This is a genomic window from Tatumella sp. UCD-D_suzukii (assembly GCF_000611875.2).
GTDB classification, from domain to species: domain Bacteria; phylum Pseudomonadota; class Gammaproteobacteria; order Enterobacterales; family Enterobacteriaceae; genus Tatumella; species Tatumella ptyseos.
In genome coordinates this window covers 62673-82604 of record NZ_JFJX01000056.1, presented here as the reverse complement: position 1 = coordinate 82604, position 19932 = coordinate 62673, and the positions used below count along the sequence as shown (strand labels likewise).

Here is a 19932-nt window from a genome sequence, read left to right as displayed (position 1 = left end):
GCACAATTATGCTTATTCCGACCGGCACCAGTGTCGGCCTGACCAGTGTCAGCCTGGGAGTCATTCGTGCGATGGAGCGTAAAGGAATGCGTCTTAGCATTTTTAAACCCATCGCCCAGCCCCGTTCTAATGCTGATGCAGAAGATCATACCACTGCGATTGTCCGTCATAACTTCGCAATACCTGCCGCCGAACCCCTGAATATGTCTTACGTCGAAAATCTTCTGGGTGCGGACCAGCAGGATGTTTTGATGGAAGAAATTATTGCCCGCTTTCATGATAACACCCGTGATGCAGAAGTCGTGCTGGTTGAAGGACTGGTACCGGTCCGTAAACATGAATTTGCCAACGCACTGAACTTTGAAATTGCCCGCACGCTGAATGCCGAGATCATTTTTGTGATGTCACCCGGCAATGATTCTGCGGCACAATTGAAAGAACGTCTGGAGTTTATTCAGAACAGTTTCGGTGGCAAAAAAAATAAACAAATCAAAGGGGTTATCTTTAATAAACTTCATGCCCCGCTCGACGAGCAGGGCCGCACACGCCCGGATCTGTCAGAATTTTTTGAAGATCCAACCGAAACGAAGATTGCCCCTGTCGATATTGACGAACTGAAGGCACAAAGCCCGTTACCGGTGATGGGCATTATCCCCTGGAATTTCGAACTGATTGCGACCCGTGCTATCGATATGTGTCGTCATCTGAATGCCCGTATCGTCAATGAAGGAGACATCAACACCCGACGAATTAAGTCAGTCACCTTCTGTGCCCGCAGCCTGCCCCATATGCTTGAACTTTTCCGTCCGGGGTCATTACTGGTCACCTCCGCTGACCGGCCGGATGTGCTGGTCTCAGCGTGTCTGGCGGCGATGAATGGGGTAGAGCTCGGGGCTATCCTGCTGACCGGCGGCTATGAAATCGACCCCGCCATCAGTAAGCTTTGTTCACGGGCATTACAAACCGGGCTGCCGATATTTACGGTCAATACCAATACCTGGCAAACGTCGTTAAATCTGCAAAGTTTCAACCTGGAAGTGCCGATAGATGACACTCAGCGGGTAGAGAAGATTCAGGAATACGTCGCCAGCCACATCAACACAGACTGGGTCGATTCTCTGAGCAACGCAACGGTGAGCAACCGTCTGCTTTCACCTCCGGCTTTCCGTTATCAGTTGACTGAGCTGGCCCGTCAGGCCTCTAAGCGTATTGTGTTACCTGAGGGGGATGAACCCAGAACAATTAAAGCCGCCGCGATCTGTGCTGCCCGTGGGATCGCCCGTTGTGTGTTACTGGGTGACCCGGACGAAATACATCGTGTCGCGGCCCTGCAGGACGTTACTCTGGGCGATGGCATCGAAATCGTGGACCCGCAACAGGCGCGTGAAAACTACGTCAGCCGTCTTGTGGAACTGCGTAAAAACAAAGGGATGACTGATATCGTTGCCAGAGAACAACTGGAAGATAACGTCGTGCTGGGCACATTGATGCTGGAAAAAGGCGAAGTCGATGGTCTGGTCTCCGGGGCGGTACATACCACTGCCAATACCATTCGCCCGCCACTGCAATTGATTAAGACGGCCCCCAACAGTTCTCTGGTCTCATCCGTCTTCTTTATGTTATTGCCGGAACAAGTACTGGTTTACGGTGACTGCGCCATTAACCCGGATCCCAGTGCTGAACAGCTGGCGGAAATTGCTATCCAGTCGGCCGATTCAGCCAAAGCCTTTGGGATTGAACCCCGGGTGGCGATGATTTCCTATTCTACCGGCAATTCCGGAGCAGGCAGCGATGTCGAAAAAGTTCGCGAGGCGACGCGCCTGGCGAAGGACAAACGTCCGGATTTGGTCATTGACGGACCGCTGCAATATGATGCGGCCATTATGGAAGATGTTGCGAAGTCTAAAGCGCCGGATTCTGCGGTTGCCGGCCGTGCGACCGTATTTATCTTCCCGGATCTGAACACCGGTAATACAACCTATAAAGCCGTACAGCGTTCTGCGAACCTGGTCTCTATCGGTCCGATGTTGCAGGGTATGCGTAAACCGGTAAACGACCTTTCCCGCGGAGCATTGGTAGACGACATTGTCTACACCATTGCGTTAACCGCTATTCAGTCGGAACAGGCAGAAAGCCAGAAATAACCGGTCCCCGCAGGCAGCTAAGACAGCTGCCTGCGGAAATAAGGAAATACCGCGATTATGCCTGCAACTCGTTAGAGGCCCGGCGCCCTTCACTGTTGCGGCTCATCCACAACGACAGTGCCTTAAGAGAGTCATCAGTAAACTCGTCACAACGGACAGTGATCTCTTCAGGTGTCATCCAGAAAATCTCAGCGACTTCACTTTCCTGCATGGCAAACGGGCCATGACAGACGCAACTGAACAGTGCGCCCCAGACACGACAATGTTTGTCTTCAAAATAAAATTTCCCGTGCTCGGCAAACGGAATCGCTGCAATACCCAGCTCCTCCTCGGCTTCACGTCGCGCTGATGCCAGGATATCTTCACCGCTTTGCACTACCCCACCGGCTGTCGCATCGAGTTTGCCCGGCATAAAATCCTTATTCTCAGTACGGCGCTGAACCAGTATTTCACCCATCCCGTTATGGACCACTATATAGGTTGCCCGGTGACGGAGACATTCGGCACGCATATGTGTACGACTGGCCGTCGTGATGACTTCATCATTTTCGTTAACAATATCGACCCACTCGATATCATCTTCAGGAATTTGCTCCACCATCCGTAACCCTTTTTTCGCAGATCCACATAACATCTGATTTTATCAGACAATGATGATAATGGGCGTTAATATATTGTTAAATGTCACCCATTGATGACTTTATATTTTTCTTCTTATCCCGTGCTTTTCTCAGCGACTGAACCAGAGGCGTAGGATACTGAGGCAGAGCCTGCTTTTGCGCGATTTCCGGCAGGCTTTTAGCCACCGTTGCCAGGTAACGGTGCTCTCCCCTGGCACGACAAACAACCGGGAAATATCAGGACGGACAACGATGCTCTAAGATCCGGTAACCCATCCCGCAGAAGACATAAACGATTAATATCGGTCTGACTGCCGAACCAGTCGCGATCAGAGGGTCATGCACAGGATAAGACAAGTATCGTCAATTGACTGTGCCTGGAGGTCACTGTCAGAAATTGACTCTGTCTCCCGCCCGCCGGACTGCACCGGGCGGGAGCACGGTTTACTTCAATGCGCCGGACAAAAACTGCTGCAGACGCGGACTTTCCGGGTGACCAAAGACTTTTTCAGGCGAGCCCTGCTCTTCAATTTTACCCTGATGCAGGAAAATAACCTGGCTTGAGACATGGCGGGCAAATTCCATTTCATGGGTGACCACGACCATGGTTTTTCCTTCTTCCGCCAGTTGCTGCATGATACGTAACACCTCAGCCACCAGTTCCGGATCCAGTGCGGAAGTGGGTTCATCAAACAGCAAAACTTCCGGCTCCATTGCCAGCGCCCGTGCGATAGAGACACGTTGCTGCTGCCCTCCGGAAAGATGAACCGGATATTTATCCCGGGCACGGGCATCAATACCGACTTTATCGAGGTATTTAATCGCACGCTCACGCGCTTCCTGCTTACTGATCCCCAGCACCCGGACCGGAGCTTCCATCACGTTGTCCAGTACCGTCATATGACTCCACAGGTTAAAGTGCTGGAAGACCATAGTCAGGCGGGTACGTAACTTACGCAGTTGCTCTTTATCCGCCACTTTCAGCTGACCATCTTTATCTCTGACCAGATTAATATTTTCATTATTCAGAGAGATAGAGCCTTCGCTCGGTTTTTCCAGAAAATTTATACAACGCAGAAAAGTACTCTTTCCTGAACCTGAAGAACCAATAATACTGATCACATCACCTGCCGCAGCCTGTAATGAAACACCCTTCAGGACTTCATGATCCCCATAACGTTTATGGAGCTCTGTCACACTTAATTTTAATTCAGACATAGTAATTCTCAGCGGGATCAGGATTTAACGTGGGGCAGCCAGCGACGTTCTGCTTTGCGGAACAGCGAAATCAGGCAATAAGAGATCACCAGATAGATCACCGCCGCAATACCAAAGGCCGTAAAAGGCTCGTAGGTCGCAGCATTAATATCCCTGGCGATTTTAAGCACATCCGGCACGGTAGCGGTAAACGCCAGAGACGTGGAATGCAGCATCAGGATCACTTCATTGCTGTACGCGGGTAACGCAATACGTAAAGCTGCCGGCAAAATAATGCAACGGTACAGCTTGAACGTTGAAAATCCGTAGGCTCTGGCGGCTTCGATTTCTCCGTGAGGCACAGAGCGGATAGCACCGGCAAAAAGTTCGGTGGTATAGGCACAGGTATTCAGGGTAAACGCCAGCACTGCACAGTTCATTCCGCTACGGAAAAAGGCATTCAGTAACTCGTTACCTTTCACAATTTCCAGGGTATACATTCCGGTGTAGAACACCAGTAACTGCACATAGAGTGGTGTTCCGCGAAAAACATAAGTGAACAGCCAGACCGGCGTGCTGATAAAACGGTTAGGTGACACCCGGGCAATAGCCAGAAACAAGGCCATCACACCGCCAATAGACACCGACAGCACCAGCAACCATAACGTAATAGCGACCCCGGTAATATGATATCCGTCGGTCCATAACAGCGACTTCCAGTAGTCGTGAATAATATCAATCATAATTCAGCCTTTTTCACTCCCACTGAATAGCGGCGTTCCAGCCACCACAACACCCCATTGGAAACCGTGGTAAAAAACAGATAAATCGCGCCGGCAACCAGAGAAAAATAAAACGGCTGCCAGGTACTCTTCCCTGCCAGGGACGTTGCCTTAATCACATCTTCCAGACCGAGTAAGGAAACCAGCGCCGTCGCTTTCAGGATAACCTGCCAGTTATTACCGATAGCCGGCAGTGCAAAACGCATCATCAGCGGAAACTGTATCCGCCGGAAAACCTGAGAAGGGGTCATTCCAAAGGCAGTGGCTGCTTCCACCTGGCCCTTGGGTACGGACAGGAAAGCGCCGCGGAACGTTTCAGTGAAGTACGCTCCGTAAATAAACCCGATGGTGGTGATCCCCGCCATCATAGGATCAATATCAAACTGCTCTATACCCAGCAGATCAGTGAACTCATTCAGGGCAATCTGCAAGCCATAATAAATCAGCAGCATTAAAACCAGATCCGGAATACCGCGAATAATGGTGGTATATGCACCAAAAATCGTGGACAACACACGATTCTTCGATAACTTTGCCCCGGCACCTATCAGCCCTAGTACGACCGCCAGTACCACGGAGCTTAATGCCAGTTCAATTGTAACCAGCGCGCCTTTCATAATGACGTCGGTATATCCGTAGAGCATCAACAAATTCCTGCAACAAAATAAATAACCGCTACCCGCCCGGGGCGGGCAGCGAATGACACATTAGCCACCGTACACATTAAAATCGAAATATTTCTTCGCCAGCTTATCGTAAGTCCCGTCTTTACGCATCGCCTCAAACGCTTTATCCACGGCGGTCTTCAGCTCAGTATCTCCTTTACGCAGACCCATGCCGGTACCTACACCGAAAATTTTTGCATCTTTCACCGCCGGGCCGGCAAACGCATATCCTTTCCCGACAGGGCTCTTCAGGAAGCCTTCTCCGGCCTGAACTTCATCCTGGAAAGCGGCATCGAGACGGCCAGCATTCAGATCCTGATACGCCTGATCCTGAGTCGCATAAGAGATAACATTCACCCCTTTCGGACGCCAGTATTGATCGGCATAGGTTTCCTGCGTCGTCCCCTGCTCTACTCCGATACTTTTCCCTTTCAGGGAAGCGACGGTCGGTTGCAGTGCAGAGCCTTTGACCGCAACCAGACGCGCGTTGGCGGCATAGAGTTTGTCAGAGAACGCAATCTGCTCTTCACGTTTCGGTGTAATCGACAGAGCCGAGATAATGGCATCAATCTTTTGCGCTTTCAGCGACGGGATCAGGCTGTCAAAATCACCTTCCACAAAGACGCACCTGGTATGAATACGCTGACAGATATTGTTGGCCAGGTCGATATCAAATCCCACTATCTGTCCGTCAGAATTTTTGGACTCAAAGGGCGGGTACGTCGGGTCTGTGCCGATACGCAGTGTTTGCGGGAGCGCCGCGAATACGCTGCCAACACTGGAAAATGCCAAAACAAGCGAAAGAGCCAAAACACGCTTTTTCATAGATTGCCCTCTGGTTAATTTTTTTATAGTGATTAATCTTACTGTCATGTGTGCAGAAGGAGTTTTGCACATTTCATGCCAGAATGCGCATGTCTTCCGGGAATGGCCGACAATCACGAAAATAGTGTTTTTTTTGCACAAACAGGAATGATGCTGCCGGTGGCAGCCGACTCAGAGGGAAGGTCATGCACCAATAGGGGGATTCAGAAGCACCGGAACGGTGCTTAGAGGGAAAAGTGCACTATTAAGGATCATTTCACCTTAACTTTTGCCCTGCCAGCGGGCAAAGAGGTCTTCAGGTAACGTAATATCGAACTGATCGATTACCCGGTTTACTGTCTGGTCGACAATATCCATCACGCTCTGCGGCCGGTGATAAAATGCAGGCACCGGAGGCATAATAATCGCTCCCATTTCTGCGGCAGTCGTCATCATCCGCAGATGTCCGAGGTGCAGAGGAGTTTCACGCACACCCAATACCAGTTTACGCCGCTCCTTCAGTACGACATCAGCTGCACGTGTCAGCAGGTTGTCACTGTAGCTGTGAACAATGCCGGACAGCGTCTTCATTGAGCATGGAAGCAGCGCCATACCGTCCGTTTTATACGATCCGGAAGAAATACTGGCACCGATATCACGAATGTCATGAACCACATCCGCCAGTGACTGAATATCACGTACAGAATAGTCGCTCTCCAGTGCCAGCGTCTGGCGGGCTGACTGACTCATCACTAAATGGGTTTCCACCTCAGGCACGTTTTTTAAAACTTCCAGCATACGTATACCATAGATAACGCCACTGGCCCCTGATACCCCAACAATCAGCCTCTTCATAACCTGCCCTGCACTTCCTTAAAACGCCTATGATACCGCGGGAGAACGCTGTGAGCGAATGGATTTGCCAAAAAGAACAGGGCGGAAATCCGCCCTGTTCTTTTCTCTGACAACGCCGGTCATTAACCTTCGTTATGCAGTTCCAGATTTTCGGCTTCAGTCTGCCGGGCAATCGCCATCGCGTCGTCATTACGTAACGATTGCAGATAATCCAGATAGGCCTGATCCACGTCTTTAGTCACATAGATACCGTCAAACACCGAACAGTCGAATTGCGTGATTTCCGGGTTTTCTTCCCGCACGGCCGCGACCAGATCGTTAAGATCCTGGAAAATTAACGCATCCGCTTTAATCAGCTGACAAATTTCATCCACTTCCCGTCCGTGAGCAATCAGCTCCGTGACACTGGGCATGTCGATACCATAGACATTCGGGAACCGTACTTCAGGCGCTGCAGAGGCCAGATAAACTTTCTTCGCGCCGGCTTCACGTGCCATTTCGATAATCTGCTCAGAAGTCGTGCCGCGTACAATCGAATCATCGACCAGTAACACGTTTTTATCACGGAATTCGGCACGGTTAGCGTTGAGCTTACGGCGGACCGCACTGCGGCGCATCTGCTGTCCGGGCATAATAAATGTCCGGCCCACATAGCGGTTTTTCACAAACCCCTGACGATAAGGCTTATCAAGGATACGGGCAATTTCCAGTGCCACATCGGTCGAGGTTTCCGGGATGGGGATCACCACATCGATATCCAAATCTTCCCATTCCCGGGCAATTTTTTCGCCCAGTTTCGTCCCCATACGCACACGGGCACTGTAAACAGAAATTTTATCCAGGAAGGAATCCGGACGGGCAAAATAAACATATTCAAACAGGCACGGATTACACTTCGGATTTTCGGCACACTGGCGGGTAGAAAGTTGCCCTTTTTCGGTGATATAGACCGCTTCACCCGGGGCGACATCACGGATAAACTCAAAGCCCAGGGTATCCAGTGCCACGCTTTCGGAAGCCACCATATATTCAACGCGCTGATCCGGCAGAACACGTTTTCCTAATACCAGCGGACGGATACCGTTCGGATCGCGGAACGCGACCATGCCGTGTCCGATGATCATGGAAACGACCGCATAGGCACCCCGCACCTGCTTGTGTAAGGACTCTACCGCCGCAAAGATATTGTCTGCAGACAGCGGGTAATCCTGAAAACGGTCCAGTTCCTGGGCAAAAATGTTCAGCAGCACCTCAGAATCTGAGGTGGTATTGACATGGCGACGACCGTGCTCAAACAGACGGGAACGCAGTTCATGTGCGTTAGTCAGGTTACCGTTATGCGCCAGTGTAATACCGTAAGGGGAGTTTACATAAAAAGGCTGGGCTTCAGAGGCACTTGAGCTACCTGCTGTCGGGTAACGAACATGGCCAATTCCCATGTTTCCCTGTAGGCGCTGCATATGACGTGCTTCAAACACATCGCTCACCAGTCCGTTTGCTTTGCGCAGGCGGAAGCAATTCATGCTATCGATAGTACAGATACCTGCTGCATCCTGACCGCGATGCTGTAATACAGTTAAAGCATCATAAATAGACTGGTTAACCGGCAGAAATCCGGTGATACCGACAATACCGCACATGGTGTCATTTCCTCATTAAGCCGCATCCCCCCGACCTTATGACCGGGGTAAAAAACTCGACGTGCTCTGTAAATAATCAAAAAACCATCTGATGATGTAGCTGAACTGAGGGATCAATTGTGACTGTGTCCAGTCTGTGCTTTTGGAAAACCCGGTGAATGTATCCAGGAAAAAGAGGATAGCCGAAACGATCAGCACGCCCCTTAATGCGCCAAAACAAACACCCAGCACCCGGTCAGTCCCGGACAAGCCGGTTTTTTCCACAAGCGTTCCAATCACATAATTAACAATGGCCCCGACAATTAGCGTCGCAATAAACAGTACGGCTATTGCTACACCATTTCGTACCATGGGTTCTGCAAACCCGGTAAACCAGACGGCCAGATAGGAAAAATAATGACTCGCTACAAAAAACGCACATCCCCAGGTGACTAAAGATAAAGCTTCACGGACAAAGCCCCTGATCAGACTCACAAACGCTGAGAATCCGATAATCCCTATAATGACGTAATCAATCCAGTTCATGAATGTTTCCGGCGCACTATGATCCTTTCTGTCATCTGTTCGCGGCGCATTTTAACAGAAAAAGAAAACGTTTGCGTAGCGTTTTCCCGGACGACAGAAAAAAAGGGGAATGAAATTTTTTATTCATTACCCCGACATTAAAAATATTTATCTGTATGAATTATATAACAATTCAATGAGCAAGACCTGTCCCCCGTTTCCGGGGGCAGGTTCAGCGGGCAGAATACGGCCGTATCACACCGCTCAGGCCGGTTTTACTCTTCAGTTCAGCCACCTGAGACTGCAAATGACTTTTCGAACTGTCCGGACCGACCAGAATGCGGTTGATTTCTCCCTGAACCGGCTCAGCCGGCAGAGAATAAGCCCTGAACCCGGCACTGCGTAGCTGTGCCACAATTTCACTGACTCTGGCAGCATTCTTCAATGCCCCCAATTGAATCACCCAGGCCTGCCCTGACGGCGTTTCCGGTTTACTCTGAGGCTGTGGCGCCGAAGACTGATCATTCAGTGCCTGTAACGCCCTTTCACGCTCACGCTCTTCCTGTATCTGCTTTGCCTTTGCCTTAGCGGCAGCCTCAGTCGCCTGCTGACGGGCACGTTCTTCAGCCTGCTGTTGACGGGCTAACTGTGCCTGCTTCTGACGCTCAGCCTGTTGCTGCTCCAGTTGCTCCTGTCGCTCCTGTTGTTGCCGGAGTTTCTCAGCCTGCGATGAAGCCGAGGGGTTGGCTGCCGTTGAAGAGGCTGTGATCGGGGGCTGACTGTGCGGTGTTACCGGAGCATCTTCTCCGCTACCGTTGTCGGGGGTCACGGTCCCGGCATGGGCAGCCGTACTTGCATCCCCTGCTGCGGTTGACGCCGCCGGAGCTGCGGCCAGCGGTTGAGTGACCGGCGGCACCAGGTCATTGTCCTGTTGATCACCAGGCTTAGGCACCAGGGGAATGGCCGCGAACTCTTCTTTGTAATGTTTTTTCTTACCGTCCAGCAATCCCGGTAAGACAATGACACCGATCGCGACCAGAATAACCGTTCCGACTAAACGATTCTGAAATTTACTCGCCACTTCCCTTCTCCCCTGAGACAGACGTCATCACATGAGCTACCGTATGGAAGGAACCACAAACCAGAATAATGTCCTGAGCATCGGCCTGCTGTTGTGCCGCTTTCCACGCTTCTTCCACCGTAGCAAAACGTTCTGCCTGCGGCAAATGGGCCACCAGTTCCTCAGCACTCGCTCCCCGCGGGCCTTCGAGCGGCGCACAGTACCAGTAATCGACCTGAGGACGGAGTTCGGCCAGCGTACCGGCGATGTCTTTATCGTGCAGCATACCGACCACGGCTCTGACTTTTCCTCTTCGTGCCAGTGTGGCAAGCTGCGAGGCCAGAAATGCGGCGGCATGTGGGTTGTGTGCCACATCCAGGATCACCCGCGGAGATTCACTGACGGTCTGGAAACGCCCGGGAAGGATAATCTCAGGCAGATTTTCACGAATACAGGCTTCGCTGACCTGCAAACCGGACACCCGCAAGGCTGCAAGGGCGGTCGCTGCATTCGGGAGCGGTACCCGGGGCAGAGGTAACCTGCGAAGTTCACCCTGAATATCACGGAAGTCCCAGGCCTGTGCATCCGCCTGATAAGACCACTGCTGATTACGTTGCAGCAGTATCGCGCCTTTATCCGCCGCGACCCGGCCAATCGATGCAGGCATATCAGGTTCACCGACGACCGCTGGTTTACCGCTGCGGAAAACGCCGGCTTTCTCACGACCAATGCTTTCACGATCCGGCCCCAGCCAGTCAGTATGGTCGAGCGCAATACTGGTGATCACCGCCACATCCGCATCAACGATATTGGTTGCATCCAGCCTGCCACCCAGCCCGACTTCCAGGATCACCACATCCAGATCCGCCTGGCGGAACAACTGTAATGCAGACAAGGTGCTGTATTCGAAATACGTCAGCGACGTATCCCCGCGCCCCTGTTCGATGATCGAGAAGCTCTGCGTATGCTCCGCTTCACTCAGTTCCTGTGACTGTATACGAACCCGTTCAGTGTATCGGACCAGATGGGGTGAACTGTAGACCCCGACACGATAACCCGCAGCAATAAGCAAGGCTTCAAGTGTCCGGCAGGTTGTCCCTTTACCATTGGTCCCGGCGACGGTAAAAACAAAGGGGGCCGGTCTCAACAGGTTCAGTTGAGTCGCAACACGACGCACACGCTCAAGCCCTAAGTCGATGGCCTGGCTGTGCAGATTTTCGAGATAAGTAAGCCACGTGGCAAGGGGCGACGTGGCTTGAGGTAGATGAAGATTTTCCATGTGTCCCGTTGATGTTATTACGGTGCATAGGTAAAAGACGCTATAAAAGCGTCTTTTTCATACCTGTCAGGCCTCGTCATGTTCCGCTTCAGTCTTTACATCCGACTGATGGGTTTCATGAAGTGGTGCCGGCAGATTCATCATTTTTGCCAGTAAACTTGCCAGCTTAAAGCGCATATTCGGGCGACGGACAATCATATCAATCGCCCCTTTTTCGATCAGAAACTCACTGCGCTGGAAGCCCGGTGGCAGTTTCTCGCGGACCGTCTGTTCGATAACACGCGGACCGGCAAAACCGATCAGTGCTTTCGGCTCAGCGATATTCAGGTCACCCAGCATCGCAAAGCTTGCCGATACACCGCCCATGGTCGGGTCGGTCAGTACCGAAATATAAGGCAATCCGCGTTCACGCATTTTTGCCAGTGCTGCACTGGTTTTCGCCATTTGCATCAGTGACATCAGCGCTTCCTGCATACGCGCCCCGCCGCTGGCAGAGAAGCAGATAAACGGACAGTTGTCTTCCAGAGCCTGCTCAACACCACGAATAAAACGTGCGCCGACCACAGACCCCATTGAGCCGCCCATAAAAGCGAACTCAAATGCAGCGGCAACGACAGGCATACCGTGCAGTTCACCTTTCATGACCACCAGTGCATCTTTCTCGCCGGTGCTCTTCTGCGCTGCCAGTAAACGGTCTTTATATTTTTTTGAGTCGCGGAACTTCAGAACATCTTTTGGTTCCAGTTCGCTGCCCAGCTCGACCAGGGTATCCTGATCCATAAAGGAGGTCAGACGATCACGGGCATGCATACGCATATGGTGATCACATTTCGGACAGACTTCCAGGTTACGCTCCAGTTCTGCACGGTACAGCACCTGGTCGCAACTATCACATTTTGTCCAGACCCCTTCAGGAATACTCGCTTTACGCGTCGGGGTTACATTATTCTTACTAAGAATTCGTTCAATCCAGCTCATTGATGACCTTTCTGTTTGAACCTGGGTTTTCCAGTTGTATTGTTCCTGCTGAATTTTTATTCAACAGCCGCTAAATGACGCCCATTAAACCACAACCTGTCGAGACTGTGGATAAAAATCTGGCGGACGTGTCCCGGGCCTGCAGAAAAAACTAGTTCTTCCGCACTGCCTGTCGGCGTTGCCGCCAGAATTCGATCAGTCCGGGCAGCACAGAAACGACGATAATCGCCACAATCAACAGATTGAGATTTTTCTGTACGACCGGCAGATCGCCAAAAAGATAACCGGCATAGCTGAACAGCAGTACCCACGCCAGTGCCCCGGCAATATTAAACATCCCGAAACGACGATAAGACATTTTCCCCATACCGGCGACGAAAGGCGCAAAGGTACGGATGATCGGGATGAAACGTGCCAGTATAATCGTTTTTCCGCCATGCTTCTCGTAGAAACCGTGGGTTTTCTCCAGGTAGCTGCGGCGGAAGATCTTAGACTGCGGACGACTGAATAACTTATCGCCAAACAGACGACCTATTGTATAGTTAACCGCATCGCCGGCAATGGCTGCCACCACCATCACCAGTGTCAGCAGATGGATATTCAACTCATTTCCCGGTAATGCCGCCAGCGCGCCGCCCACAAACAATAACGAGTCGCCCGGCAGGAAAGGTGTGACCACCAGCCCGGTTTCACAGAAAATAATCAGAAACAGAATGGCATAAATCCATGTGCCATATTCCGCCACCAGCTGCGCCAGATGCACGTCAATGTGCAGGATGAAATCGATAATAAGATGGATATATTCCATGACGTGTTAATCCTTCTGAAATGTCATCTGATCCTGCATCAGAAACAACGGACCGGGCTCCGGCTCGGGTAAGGCGAACTCAGGGGGATAATCCACCGCAACCAGGTATAAACCTTCCGCTCTGGCCGTAGCCGCCGCCAGTTTACGATCTCTCGCCGCCAGCAAATCAGCCATCCAGGACTCCGGCTGATTACCGCACCCCACTTCCATCAGACTGCCTACAATATTACGCACCATATGGTGAACAAAGGCATTGGCTTTGATGTCGACGATCACAAACGCGCCCTGACGCCAGACATGCACATGGTGAATATTTCTCCAGGGGGTTTTTGACTGGCAATGCACTGCGCGAAAAGACGTAAAGTCATTTTCTCCCAGCAGACTTTGCGCTGCACGATGCATCGATGCTGCATCCAGCGGATGATAGAAATGCGTTATCCCCTGCCCGAGGATGGCAGGACGCAGACGCTGGTTAAAAATAATGTAGCGATAGCGTCTGGCGGTCGCACTGAACCGGGCATGAAAATCCTCTGAAACGCTTTTCACCCAGCGCACTGCAATATCTTTCGGCAGATTCGCATTCACTCCCAGCGTCCAGGCGCTATCGGCCCGCTGAACCGTGGTTTCAAAATGAACAACCTGTCCCGTGCCATGCACACCGGCATCGGTACGTCCGGCACAGAACACATTGACCTCATGGTCGGCCACCTTAGATAAGGCTTTTTCCAGCGCACCCTGAACACTGCGAACCTCCGGCTGACGTTGCCAGCCGTAATAACGGCTGCCATCGTACTCAATACCCAGTGCCAGTTTTTGTGTCTTAACTTCAGACATGCTTACAGATACTCCTGCACCAGACGTTCAGCCACTTTCACCGCCATCAATGCCCCACCGAAGCGGACATTATCGGCGACGGACCAGAACTGTAATTGCTCCGGGATACCGTAGTCATTATGGACGGCACCGATGCAAAGCTGGCCATTGCCGCTGGCATCCGCGACCGGGGTCGGGTAGTCCCCTTCATCGCTCAGTGCGATATCGCTGTTCATCGCCAGGTCGTTACGTGCCTCATCGGCCGAGTAGGGACGCAAGGTTTCCATCAGCACACTCTGAGCATTGCCGTAGAAAACCGGCGCCTGAATAGCACTGACCGACACCGGTAACCCTTCGTCCTGCAGAATTTTGCGGATCTGGTCGACCATACGGCGGTTCACGGCAACACTGCCCTGCTCATCCGGCACCAGAGGTAACAGGTTAAAGGCCAGCTGGCGGCCAAAATAGTGCTCCTCCGGCGGAATACCGTTCAGCAGACGGGCACTCTCCCCGGCCAGGCCATCCACGGCGGCTTTACCGTGAGCAGAGGCAGAAATCAGCGTTGTCACCTGCAGGCGTCCCAGGCCGGCAGTATCCGCCAGCGGTTTAATGGCACATAACAACTGGCTGACCAGACTGTCGGCCACCGACACAATGTTACGGTTACGGTAATCCGCCAGTACGTGCGGGTTAACATCCGCAATCACCAAAGGGACATCCGGGGAGAGTGCAAACAGCGGACTGCTGTCGATGACCAGACAGCCGGCATTTGCCGCCAGTTCAGCATAACGGGCAGAAGCTTCTGTCCCGGCCACGAAGAAAGCCAGCTGAGCCTGCGACCAGTCAAAATCAGCCGCATCACTCACCCGATGATTTTTATTATCAACACGCACCGTTTCTCCGGCACTGCTTTCGCTGGCTAATAAAAATAGTTCGCCAACCGGGAACTGACGCTCCGTCAGCAACTCCAGTACAGCGCTTCCTACTGCACCGGTTGCTCCTAAAAGCGCGATATTCCAGCCGTCAGACATGTGGGTTTACTCCAGAAAACAAAAAAGAAAGCGGTGTCACACACCGCCTGAACAGATTATGGTCACCGCTGAGAAATCAGCAGGTACCGGTAAATTTTGCGGTGAAGCCAAGCTGCTGCAGTTTTTCGGCCGTGGCTGCCGTATCACAGTCCACCTGCAACGAAGACCATTCACGTCGCTCCTGATAGTGCTTACGCAAACGGTCAAATTCCCCGGCCTGACCGGCCACAGCACGCAGTAGTGCGTCATCACGGCGCACATCATACACCAGATGGGCCAGACGTTTTAGCATTGCCTGAGAGCACTCGCCGTTCAGGGTGATTTGCCCGATATCCGGCGCGGGTAACAACTCAGACAGTGAAACCTGACGGGGCTGACCAATAAACGCTGACCAGGCCTCGAATACCTGCGTGGTGCCGCGGGCTTTGCCTTCCAGGGTATACCCGGCAATATGGGCCGTGGCAATGTCAGTCTTCGCCAGCAGAGGTAAAGAGAGTTCCGGTTCCGGCTCCCAGACATCCAGAACCACAGAGAGGTCATTCCGCTGGTTCAGTACCGTTAACAGCGCCGCGTTATCCACCACCGGGCCACGACAGGCGTTGATCAGAATAGTGCCGGGATTCAGGGCCTCCAGCAGGGTCTGATCCGCAAGATGCCATGTTTTATACGGGCCTTCTTTATAGAGCGGCGTGTGAAAGGTCAGGACATCGGCTTCACGCACCAGGGTTTCCAGTGAATGAAATTCGCCTGACTCACCGCGATCCGCCCGCGGTGGATCACAAATCAGTGTTTTGATCCCCAGCGCTTCGAAACGGCGTTGCAGTCTGCCGCCGACATTCCCTGCACCGACGATACCGACCGTCCGGTCCGTCAGCAGGAAGCCATCACGCTCAGCCAGGGCCAGCAATGCAGAGAAAACATACTCGACCACGGCAATGGCGTTACACCCGGGGGCAGCCGAGTAAGCAACGCCGGCAGCCTGCAGATCAGCCGTATTCAGATGATCCATTCCGGCCGTTGCCGTACCGACAAAACGTACCGCCGTATTTTCCAGCAGTGCCTGATCCACCCGGGTGATGGAGCGCACCATCAGTCCATCGGCTGTGGTCAGTTGTTCAGAGGAAAGTGAGCGGCCTGGCGCACTTTCAACGTCTGCCAGCTGACTGAATAATTCACGGGCATACGGCATATTTTCATCGACAACAATTTTCACTGCACTTGTCCTGTTCCACCGGAAATATCCGGTTATTCTGGCATAAACCCGGAGGGAAAACATCCGTCGATTCTTTCAGATTTGCGCTTGCTATGCGCCGCCAGCTCAGTCATCTTAATTGCCCGGGATATCCTCCCTGAATAACCCCCCCGCAGGCGTTACGGTGTCAGGTAGCGCAGAGTATGTTGTTGAAGGAACTGCTATGAACTTTCTTTTCCCGCTGGGAGCGGTGCTGATTTGGGCCATCAACTCCGTCGTCAGTAAACTGACGGTCGGGCTGATCACCCCGGAGGCCATCTCTTTTTACCGCTGGAGTATAGCACTGCTGGTACTGAGCCCTTTTGTGCTGCCCGGGGTTATCCGTAACCGGCACGCCTTATGGCGTAACCGCTGGCGGCTGCTTATCCTGGGCGCACTGGGCATGGTGCTGTACCAGAGCCTGGCCTATTTTGCGGCACGGACGGTCAGCGCGCTGTTTATCGGCATTATGGTCGCCAGCATCCCGCTGATGACGGTTATTTTCAGTCTGTTTATTCTACGGCTGGCACCGACGGTGGGGATTGTTATCGGTACAGTGCTGTCGTTTGTCGGGCTGAGCTGGCTTATCAGTGCCGGTCATCCTCTGCAACTCCTTCATCAGGGGTTAGGCAGCGGTGAACTGATGATGGTGATAGCGGCTGCAGCCTATGCCCTTTACGGTGTGCTGACCAAACGCTGGGCCATGGCGCTGCCTCAGTGGCAGAGCCTGTATGTGCAGATCATTTTCGCCATTATTTTATTATTGCCGGGTTTCCTGCTGACGCCGGACATCGCCCTGACCCCGAAAAATATCCCTCTGGTCTTATATGCCGCGATCCCGGCCTCGATTCTTGCGCCGTACCTGTGGATCCAGGGCGTCATGAGACTGGGGGCCAACACTGCCAGCATTTTCCTTAACCTGTCACCGGTCTTTACCGCCATTATTGCTATTCTTTTTCTGCACGAAAAGATGCATAGCTGGCACTGGATTGGTGGCGGGCTGACGCTGATTGGAGTCATTCTGGCCCAGCGGCTACGGACACCTCTTTCGCGCGCCCGCCGGTAATTCCCGCGCGGGATCACGACGACTGCGGCGTGTTTAACCAATAATCCCCCCTTATTGCTTGGGATTTCACGGGGGGATTGGTATCATAGTCAGATCCACTCCGGCTTACCCCGGCCTGAATTCTCTTTTGCTGGAATGTTTGTCATGCAACCACTCCGCGGCCCTTCTGAGGTCTCGGGTGACAGAAATTCGTCTGTTCATCCGAAAAATACATCTCCTTCCGTTGCCTCTGCCCCGCTAACATCGGCGCAGCGGACGACGCTGGAACGCATTATTGTTAAAATCATGGCTATCAGCTCGCTGAAATCTGCGGAGCTTTGGGCAGGTATACGCCATCAGGCCGGAGTCAGCAACGATAGCGAATTACTCGCCAGTCATTATCCGGTTGCCGAACACTGGCTGTCAGAGAAACTGACGCAGGAACAAAACAGTCACTCGGTACGCCTGCTGTTACAGCAACTGACGGCGCTGTTACCCCGGGGCAATAACCGCCAGGCCGTCAGTGACTTTATCCGTCAGCAATTTGGTCAGACTGTACTGAGTTCGCTGACCCGTCCTCAGCTGCAACAGGTGCTGACTATGCTGCAGAACGGACAGATGGATATCCCGCAACCGCAGCAGCTTCGTGTGACAGACAGGACTCTTCTGCCGGCAGAACATCAGAACTTACAGCAACAGGTGATCCGGCTGACTATCTCCGGCGGCGGGACCCCTGCCTCGGTCTGGCAAAACATCTTCAGCCTGGTGTCGCTGAAAAATGGCGACCCGATCCCGTCACGCTACTATCCGCTGCTGACACAGTATCTGACGGCTCGTATTACCCTGAGTACGCAAACAACCCCGTTCACTTTGCAGGCGTTACTGGCATCATTAAAACAACCACCGACAGAGGAAGAAATCAGGTATCTTCAGCACGACGGTGGAAAAACACTTTCCCCGTCACAGCCACTGACCCTTGTGCGGGCCGAAGATATTTTACATCAACTGTTTCGTTTCCGGGCTGAAACGCTGAGACAGGGAGCCCGTAAGGAAACAGATCTCAGACCGCGTCCGGAAAATGCAACGGCCATAACGCCCTCTTCCTCTGCCGCCAGCTCACGCATACCGCTTATCGGGTGGCTGATAGTGCTGGCTGTCTTTGTGGCTCTGGCAGTGTGGTTGTTTTAACAACCACACTCACCCCCCGCGTCTGCAACGGGCTGAAATTCTGCGGGCTTGTCAGGTGTTACGGGAAGTTATGGGATGAAACAACAACCGGACACTGATAGCCAGCCCCGTTAACGCGGCCACGGCACCGGCAAGATACACAGAGCTATAACCAAAGCCACTGGCCAGTAATCCGGCCAGCGGACCGCTTACCCCATAGGCGATATCCTGAAACGCGGAGAAGCAACCGAGTGCCGTCCCTCTGACCCGTGCATCCACACTTTTTACGACTTCCACGCCCATAGCCGGAAAGATCAGTGAACATCCGCAGCCGGTCAATGCCGCGCCGGTAAATGCCATCCACTCCTGACGCCCGAAAGCCAGTAATAACAGCCCGGCAGCTTCTGCCAGCAACGAGATAACAGAAACCCGTACACCGCCAATTTTATCGGGAAGCTTGCCAAAAATAAGCCGGATGACCACATAAGCCAGCCCGAAGACGGTCAGCGTATAACCGGCATTCCCCCAGTGACGTTCCGCAAAATAGAGTGAGGTAAAAGCCCCGATCACCGCAAAACCGACACCCTGTAGTGCCAGCACCGCGCCCGGTGTCAGTACCTGTTTTATTACACTGAACAGCGGGATCCGCTGACCCGGTGTCGCAGGCACCGCACGGACACGACTGCTGCAGAGTAATGCCAGTACAGGACAACAGATGGCGGCTGCACTGACCCCGGTAAAACCATAATGATGCTGGATCAGTAATCCTACCGGTGCCCCGGCAGCCAGCGCACCATAAATAGCCATGCCATTCCAGGACATTACAATTCCCGAACGCTTCGGGCCAATCAGGCCCAGTCCCCAGGTCAGGTTACCGGTAAAGAGCAGGCTTTCACCGAAACCGAGTAACACCCGGCCGAGCAGTAATAACCCGAACTGCATAAACAGCATTCCGGATAAGCACGCCGAACAGAGATAGGCAACACCGACAAAAATAATCACCACCATGCCCGATAAGGTGGTTCGTTTCGCACCGTGCTGATCGGCTCTGATACCCGCGAAACCCCGGGTCAGTAAGGTGGCAAAAAACTGAATACCGACGGCCAGCCCGACCATGAAATCATTCATCCCCAGTTGCTGATGAACATACAACGGGATCACAGGCAGGGCCAGTCCGGCGGTCAGATAGGTGAGAAAAACCGAAAATGAAGTGAGTGCAACAGGGAACGTCCCGGGCGTCGCCTCTGCAGACGGGGATGCGGGTTCAGTCATAAGTAAAACTCCGGTGACTTCAGGCGACAGGCTCCGC

Annotated in this window: 19 protein-coding genes; 3 read left to right on the top strand and 16 right to left on the bottom strand. The window is 52.7% G+C overall.

Translation table 11 applies throughout. The features are described from left to right. Window positions 1-8: 8 nt before the first annotated feature. Window positions 9-2144 (top strand): phosphate acetyltransferase, encoded by a 2136-nt coding sequence (gene pta / locus CG67_RS12740; protein WP_025903328.1) that lies wholly within the window; start codon window positions 9-11, stop codon window positions 2142-2144. Window positions 2145-2199: 55 nt separating this feature from the next. Here the strand turns inward: pta and yfcD are convergent, their stop codons facing one another. From yfcD to pdxB, 15 genes are all read right to left on the bottom strand, one after another. Next, window positions 2200-2745 carry an NUDIX hydrolase YfcD gene (gene yfcD / locus CG67_RS12735; RefSeq protein WP_025903327.1) on the bottom strand — a complete coding sequence of 182 codons (546 nt, stop codon included), beginning with the start codon at window positions 2743-2745 and terminating at the stop codon, window positions 2200-2202. A gap of 463 nt (window positions 2746-3208) precedes the next feature. Beyond that, the gene (hisP, locus tag CG67_RS12730; RefSeq protein ID WP_025903326.1) at window positions 3209-3982 is read right to left on the bottom strand and encodes a histidine ABC transporter ATP-binding protein HisP; all 774 of its coding nucleotides are present in this window, start codon (window positions 3980-3982) and stop codon (window positions 3209-3211) included. Between the two features lie 17 nt (window positions 3983-3999). Continuing rightward, window positions 4000-4704, bottom strand: a complete 705-nt coding sequence (locus CG67_RS12725) for an ABC transporter permease (protein ID WP_025903325.1) — start codon at window positions 4702-4704, stop codon at window positions 4000-4002. Then, the gene (locus CG67_RS12720) at window positions 4701-5387 is read right to left on the bottom strand and encodes a histidine ABC transporter permease HisQ (protein WP_025903324.1); all 687 of its coding nucleotides are present in this window, start codon (window positions 5385-5387) and stop codon (window positions 4701-4703) included. The genes CG67_RS12725 and CG67_RS12720 overlap by 4 nt, the downstream gene beginning before the upstream one ends. Before the next feature lie 63 nt (window positions 5388-5450). Further along, entirely contained in the window at window positions 5451-6233 is a 783-nt protein-coding gene (locus CG67_RS12715; protein ID WP_025903323.1) for a lysine/arginine/ornithine ABC transporter substrate-binding protein, read from the bottom strand. A 261-nt stretch (window positions 6234-6494) separates the two neighbouring features. Beyond that, window positions 6495-7067, bottom strand: a complete 573-nt coding sequence (locus CG67_RS12710; RefSeq protein ID WP_025903322.1) for a UbiX family flavin prenyltransferase — start codon at window positions 7065-7067, stop codon at window positions 6495-6497. Window positions 7068-7189: 122 nt separating this feature from the next. Further along, window positions 7190-8707, bottom strand: coding sequence for an amidophosphoribosyltransferase (gene purF / locus CG67_RS12705; RefSeq protein WP_025903321.1), 1518 nt, complete (start codon window positions 8705-8707; stop codon window positions 7190-7192). 36 nt (window positions 8708-8743) lie between these two features. Continuing rightward, a complete protein-coding gene (gene cvpA, locus CG67_RS12700; protein WP_025903320.1) occupies window positions 8744-9232 on the bottom strand; it encodes a colicin V production protein in 489 nt (162 codons plus the stop codon). 211 nt (window positions 9233-9443) lie between these two features. Next, on the bottom strand, window positions 9444-10292 hold the full coding sequence (locus tag CG67_RS12695; RefSeq protein ID WP_025903319.1) for an SPOR domain-containing protein: 849 nt from the start codon (window positions 10290-10292) through the stop codon (window positions 9444-9446). Continuing rightward, window positions 10282-11550: a bifunctional tetrahydrofolate synthase/dihydrofolate synthase gene (gene folC, locus CG67_RS12690; protein WP_025903318.1), complete on the bottom strand. Its 1269-nt coding sequence runs from the start codon at window positions 11548-11550 to the stop codon at window positions 10282-10284. The genes CG67_RS12695 and folC overlap by 11 nt, the downstream gene beginning before the upstream one ends. Before the next feature lie 66 nt (window positions 11551-11616). Beyond that, window positions 11617-12528 carry an acetyl-CoA carboxylase, carboxyltransferase subunit beta gene (gene accD, locus CG67_RS12685; protein ID WP_025903317.1) on the bottom strand — a complete coding sequence of 304 codons (912 nt, stop codon included), beginning with the start codon at window positions 12526-12528 and terminating at the stop codon, window positions 11617-11619. 151 nt (window positions 12529-12679) lie between these two features. Next, window positions 12680-13336 carry a DedA family protein gene (locus CG67_RS12680; RefSeq protein WP_025903316.1) on the bottom strand — a complete coding sequence of 219 codons (657 nt, stop codon included), beginning with the start codon at window positions 13334-13336 and terminating at the stop codon, window positions 12680-12682. A 6-nt stretch (window positions 13337-13342) separates the two neighbouring features. After that, window positions 13343-14170 carry a tRNA pseudouridine(38-40) synthase TruA gene (gene truA / locus CG67_RS12675; RefSeq protein WP_025903315.1) on the bottom strand — a complete coding sequence of 276 codons (828 nt, stop codon included), beginning with the start codon at window positions 14168-14170 and terminating at the stop codon, window positions 13343-13345. Between the two features lie 2 nt (window positions 14171-14172). After that, complete coding sequence (locus tag CG67_RS12670) at window positions 14173-15180, bottom strand: aspartate-semialdehyde dehydrogenase (RefSeq protein ID WP_025903314.1); 1008 nt, start codon at window positions 15178-15180, stop codon at window positions 14173-14175. A 76-nt stretch (window positions 15181-15256) separates the two neighbouring features. Continuing rightward, window positions 15257-16393, bottom strand: coding sequence for a 4-phosphoerythronate dehydrogenase PdxB (gene pdxB, locus CG67_RS12665; protein ID WP_025903313.1), 1137 nt, complete (start codon window positions 16391-16393; stop codon window positions 15257-15259). Between the two features lie 202 nt (window positions 16394-16595). On the opposite strand from pdxB, the gene CG67_RS12660 reads away from it, so the two are divergent. Both CG67_RS12660 and flk read left to right on the top strand, forming a co-directional pair. Continuing rightward, on the top strand, window positions 16596-17477 hold the full coding sequence (locus CG67_RS12660) for a DMT family transporter (RefSeq protein ID WP_025903312.1): 882 nt from the start codon (window positions 16596-16598) through the stop codon (window positions 17475-17477). A 144-nt stretch (window positions 17478-17621) separates the two neighbouring features. Beyond that, window positions 17622-18644 carry a flagella biosynthesis regulator Flk gene (gene flk / locus CG67_RS12655; RefSeq protein WP_025903311.1) on the top strand — a complete coding sequence of 341 codons (1023 nt, stop codon included), beginning with the start codon at window positions 17622-17624 and terminating at the stop codon, window positions 18642-18644. Window positions 18645-18695: 51 nt separating this feature from the next. Here the strand turns inward: flk and CG67_RS12650 are convergent, their stop codons facing one another. Beyond that, window positions 18696-19895: an arabinose transporter gene (locus CG67_RS12650; protein WP_025903310.1), complete on the bottom strand. Its 1200-nt coding sequence runs from the start codon at window positions 19893-19895 to the stop codon at window positions 18696-18698. Window positions 19896-19932: the final 37 nt, after the last annotated feature.

What these genes read in the sequence shown, in the direction of transcription:
- pta (WP_025903328.1), top strand. Translation starts at nt 9, where the DNA reads ATGCTTATTCCGACCGGCACCAGTGTCGGCCTGACCAGTGTCAGCCTG.
- yfcD (WP_025903327.1), bottom strand. Translation starts at nt 2,745, where the DNA reads ATGGTGGAGCAAATTCCTGAAGATGATATCGAGTGGGTCGATATTGTT.
- hisP (WP_025903326.1), bottom strand. Translation starts at nt 3,982, where the DNA reads ATGTCTGAATTAAAATTAAGTGTGACAGAGCTCCATAAACGTTATGGG.
- CG67_RS12725 (WP_025903325.1), bottom strand. Translation starts at nt 4,704, where the DNA reads ATGATTGATATTATTCACGACTACTGGAAGTCGCTGTTATGGACCGAC.
- CG67_RS12720 (WP_025903324.1), bottom strand. Translation starts at nt 5,387, where the DNA reads ATGCTCTACGGATATACCGACGTCATTATGAAAGGCGCGCTGGTTACA.
- CG67_RS12715 (WP_025903323.1), bottom strand. Translation starts at nt 6,233, where the DNA reads ATGAAAAAGCGTGTTTTGGCTCTTTCGCTTGTTTTGGCATTTTCCAGT.
- CG67_RS12710 (WP_025903322.1), bottom strand. Translation starts at nt 7,067, where the DNA reads ATGAAGAGGCTGATTGTTGGGGTATCAGGGGCCAGTGGCGTTATCTAT.
- purF (WP_025903321.1), bottom strand. Translation starts at nt 8,707, where the DNA reads ATGTGCGGTATTGTCGGTATCACCGGATTTCTGCCGGTTAACCAGTCT.
- cvpA (WP_025903320.1), bottom strand. Translation starts at nt 9,232, where the DNA reads ATGAACTGGATTGATTACGTCATTATAGGGATTATCGGATTCTCAGCG.
- folC (WP_025903318.1), bottom strand. Translation starts at nt 11,550, where the DNA reads ATGGAAAATCTTCATCTACCTCAAGCCACGTCGCCCCTTGCCACGTGG.
- accD (WP_025903317.1), bottom strand. Translation starts at nt 12,528, where the DNA reads ATGAGCTGGATTGAACGAATTCTTAGTAAGAATAATGTAACCCCGACG.
- CG67_RS12680 (WP_025903316.1), bottom strand. Translation starts at nt 13,336, where the DNA reads ATGGAATATATCCATCTTATTATCGATTTCATCCTGCACATTGACGTG.
- truA (WP_025903315.1), bottom strand. Translation starts at nt 14,170, where the DNA reads ATGTCTGAAGTTAAGACACAAAAACTGGCACTGGGTATTGAGTACGAT.
- CG67_RS12670 (WP_025903314.1), bottom strand. Translation starts at nt 15,180, where the DNA reads ATGTCTGACGGCTGGAATATCGCGCTTTTAGGAGCAACCGGTGCAGTA.
- CG67_RS12660 (WP_025903312.1), top strand. Translation starts at nt 16,596, where the DNA reads ATGAACTTTCTTTTCCCGCTGGGAGCGGTGCTGATTTGGGCCATCAAC.
- flk (WP_025903311.1), top strand. Translation starts at nt 17,622, where the DNA reads ATGCAACCACTCCGCGGCCCTTCTGAGGTCTCGGGTGACAGAAATTCG.
- CG67_RS12650 (WP_025903310.1), bottom strand. Translation starts at nt 19,895, where the DNA reads ATGACTGAACCCGCATCCCCGTCTGCAGAGGCGACGCCCGGGACGTTC.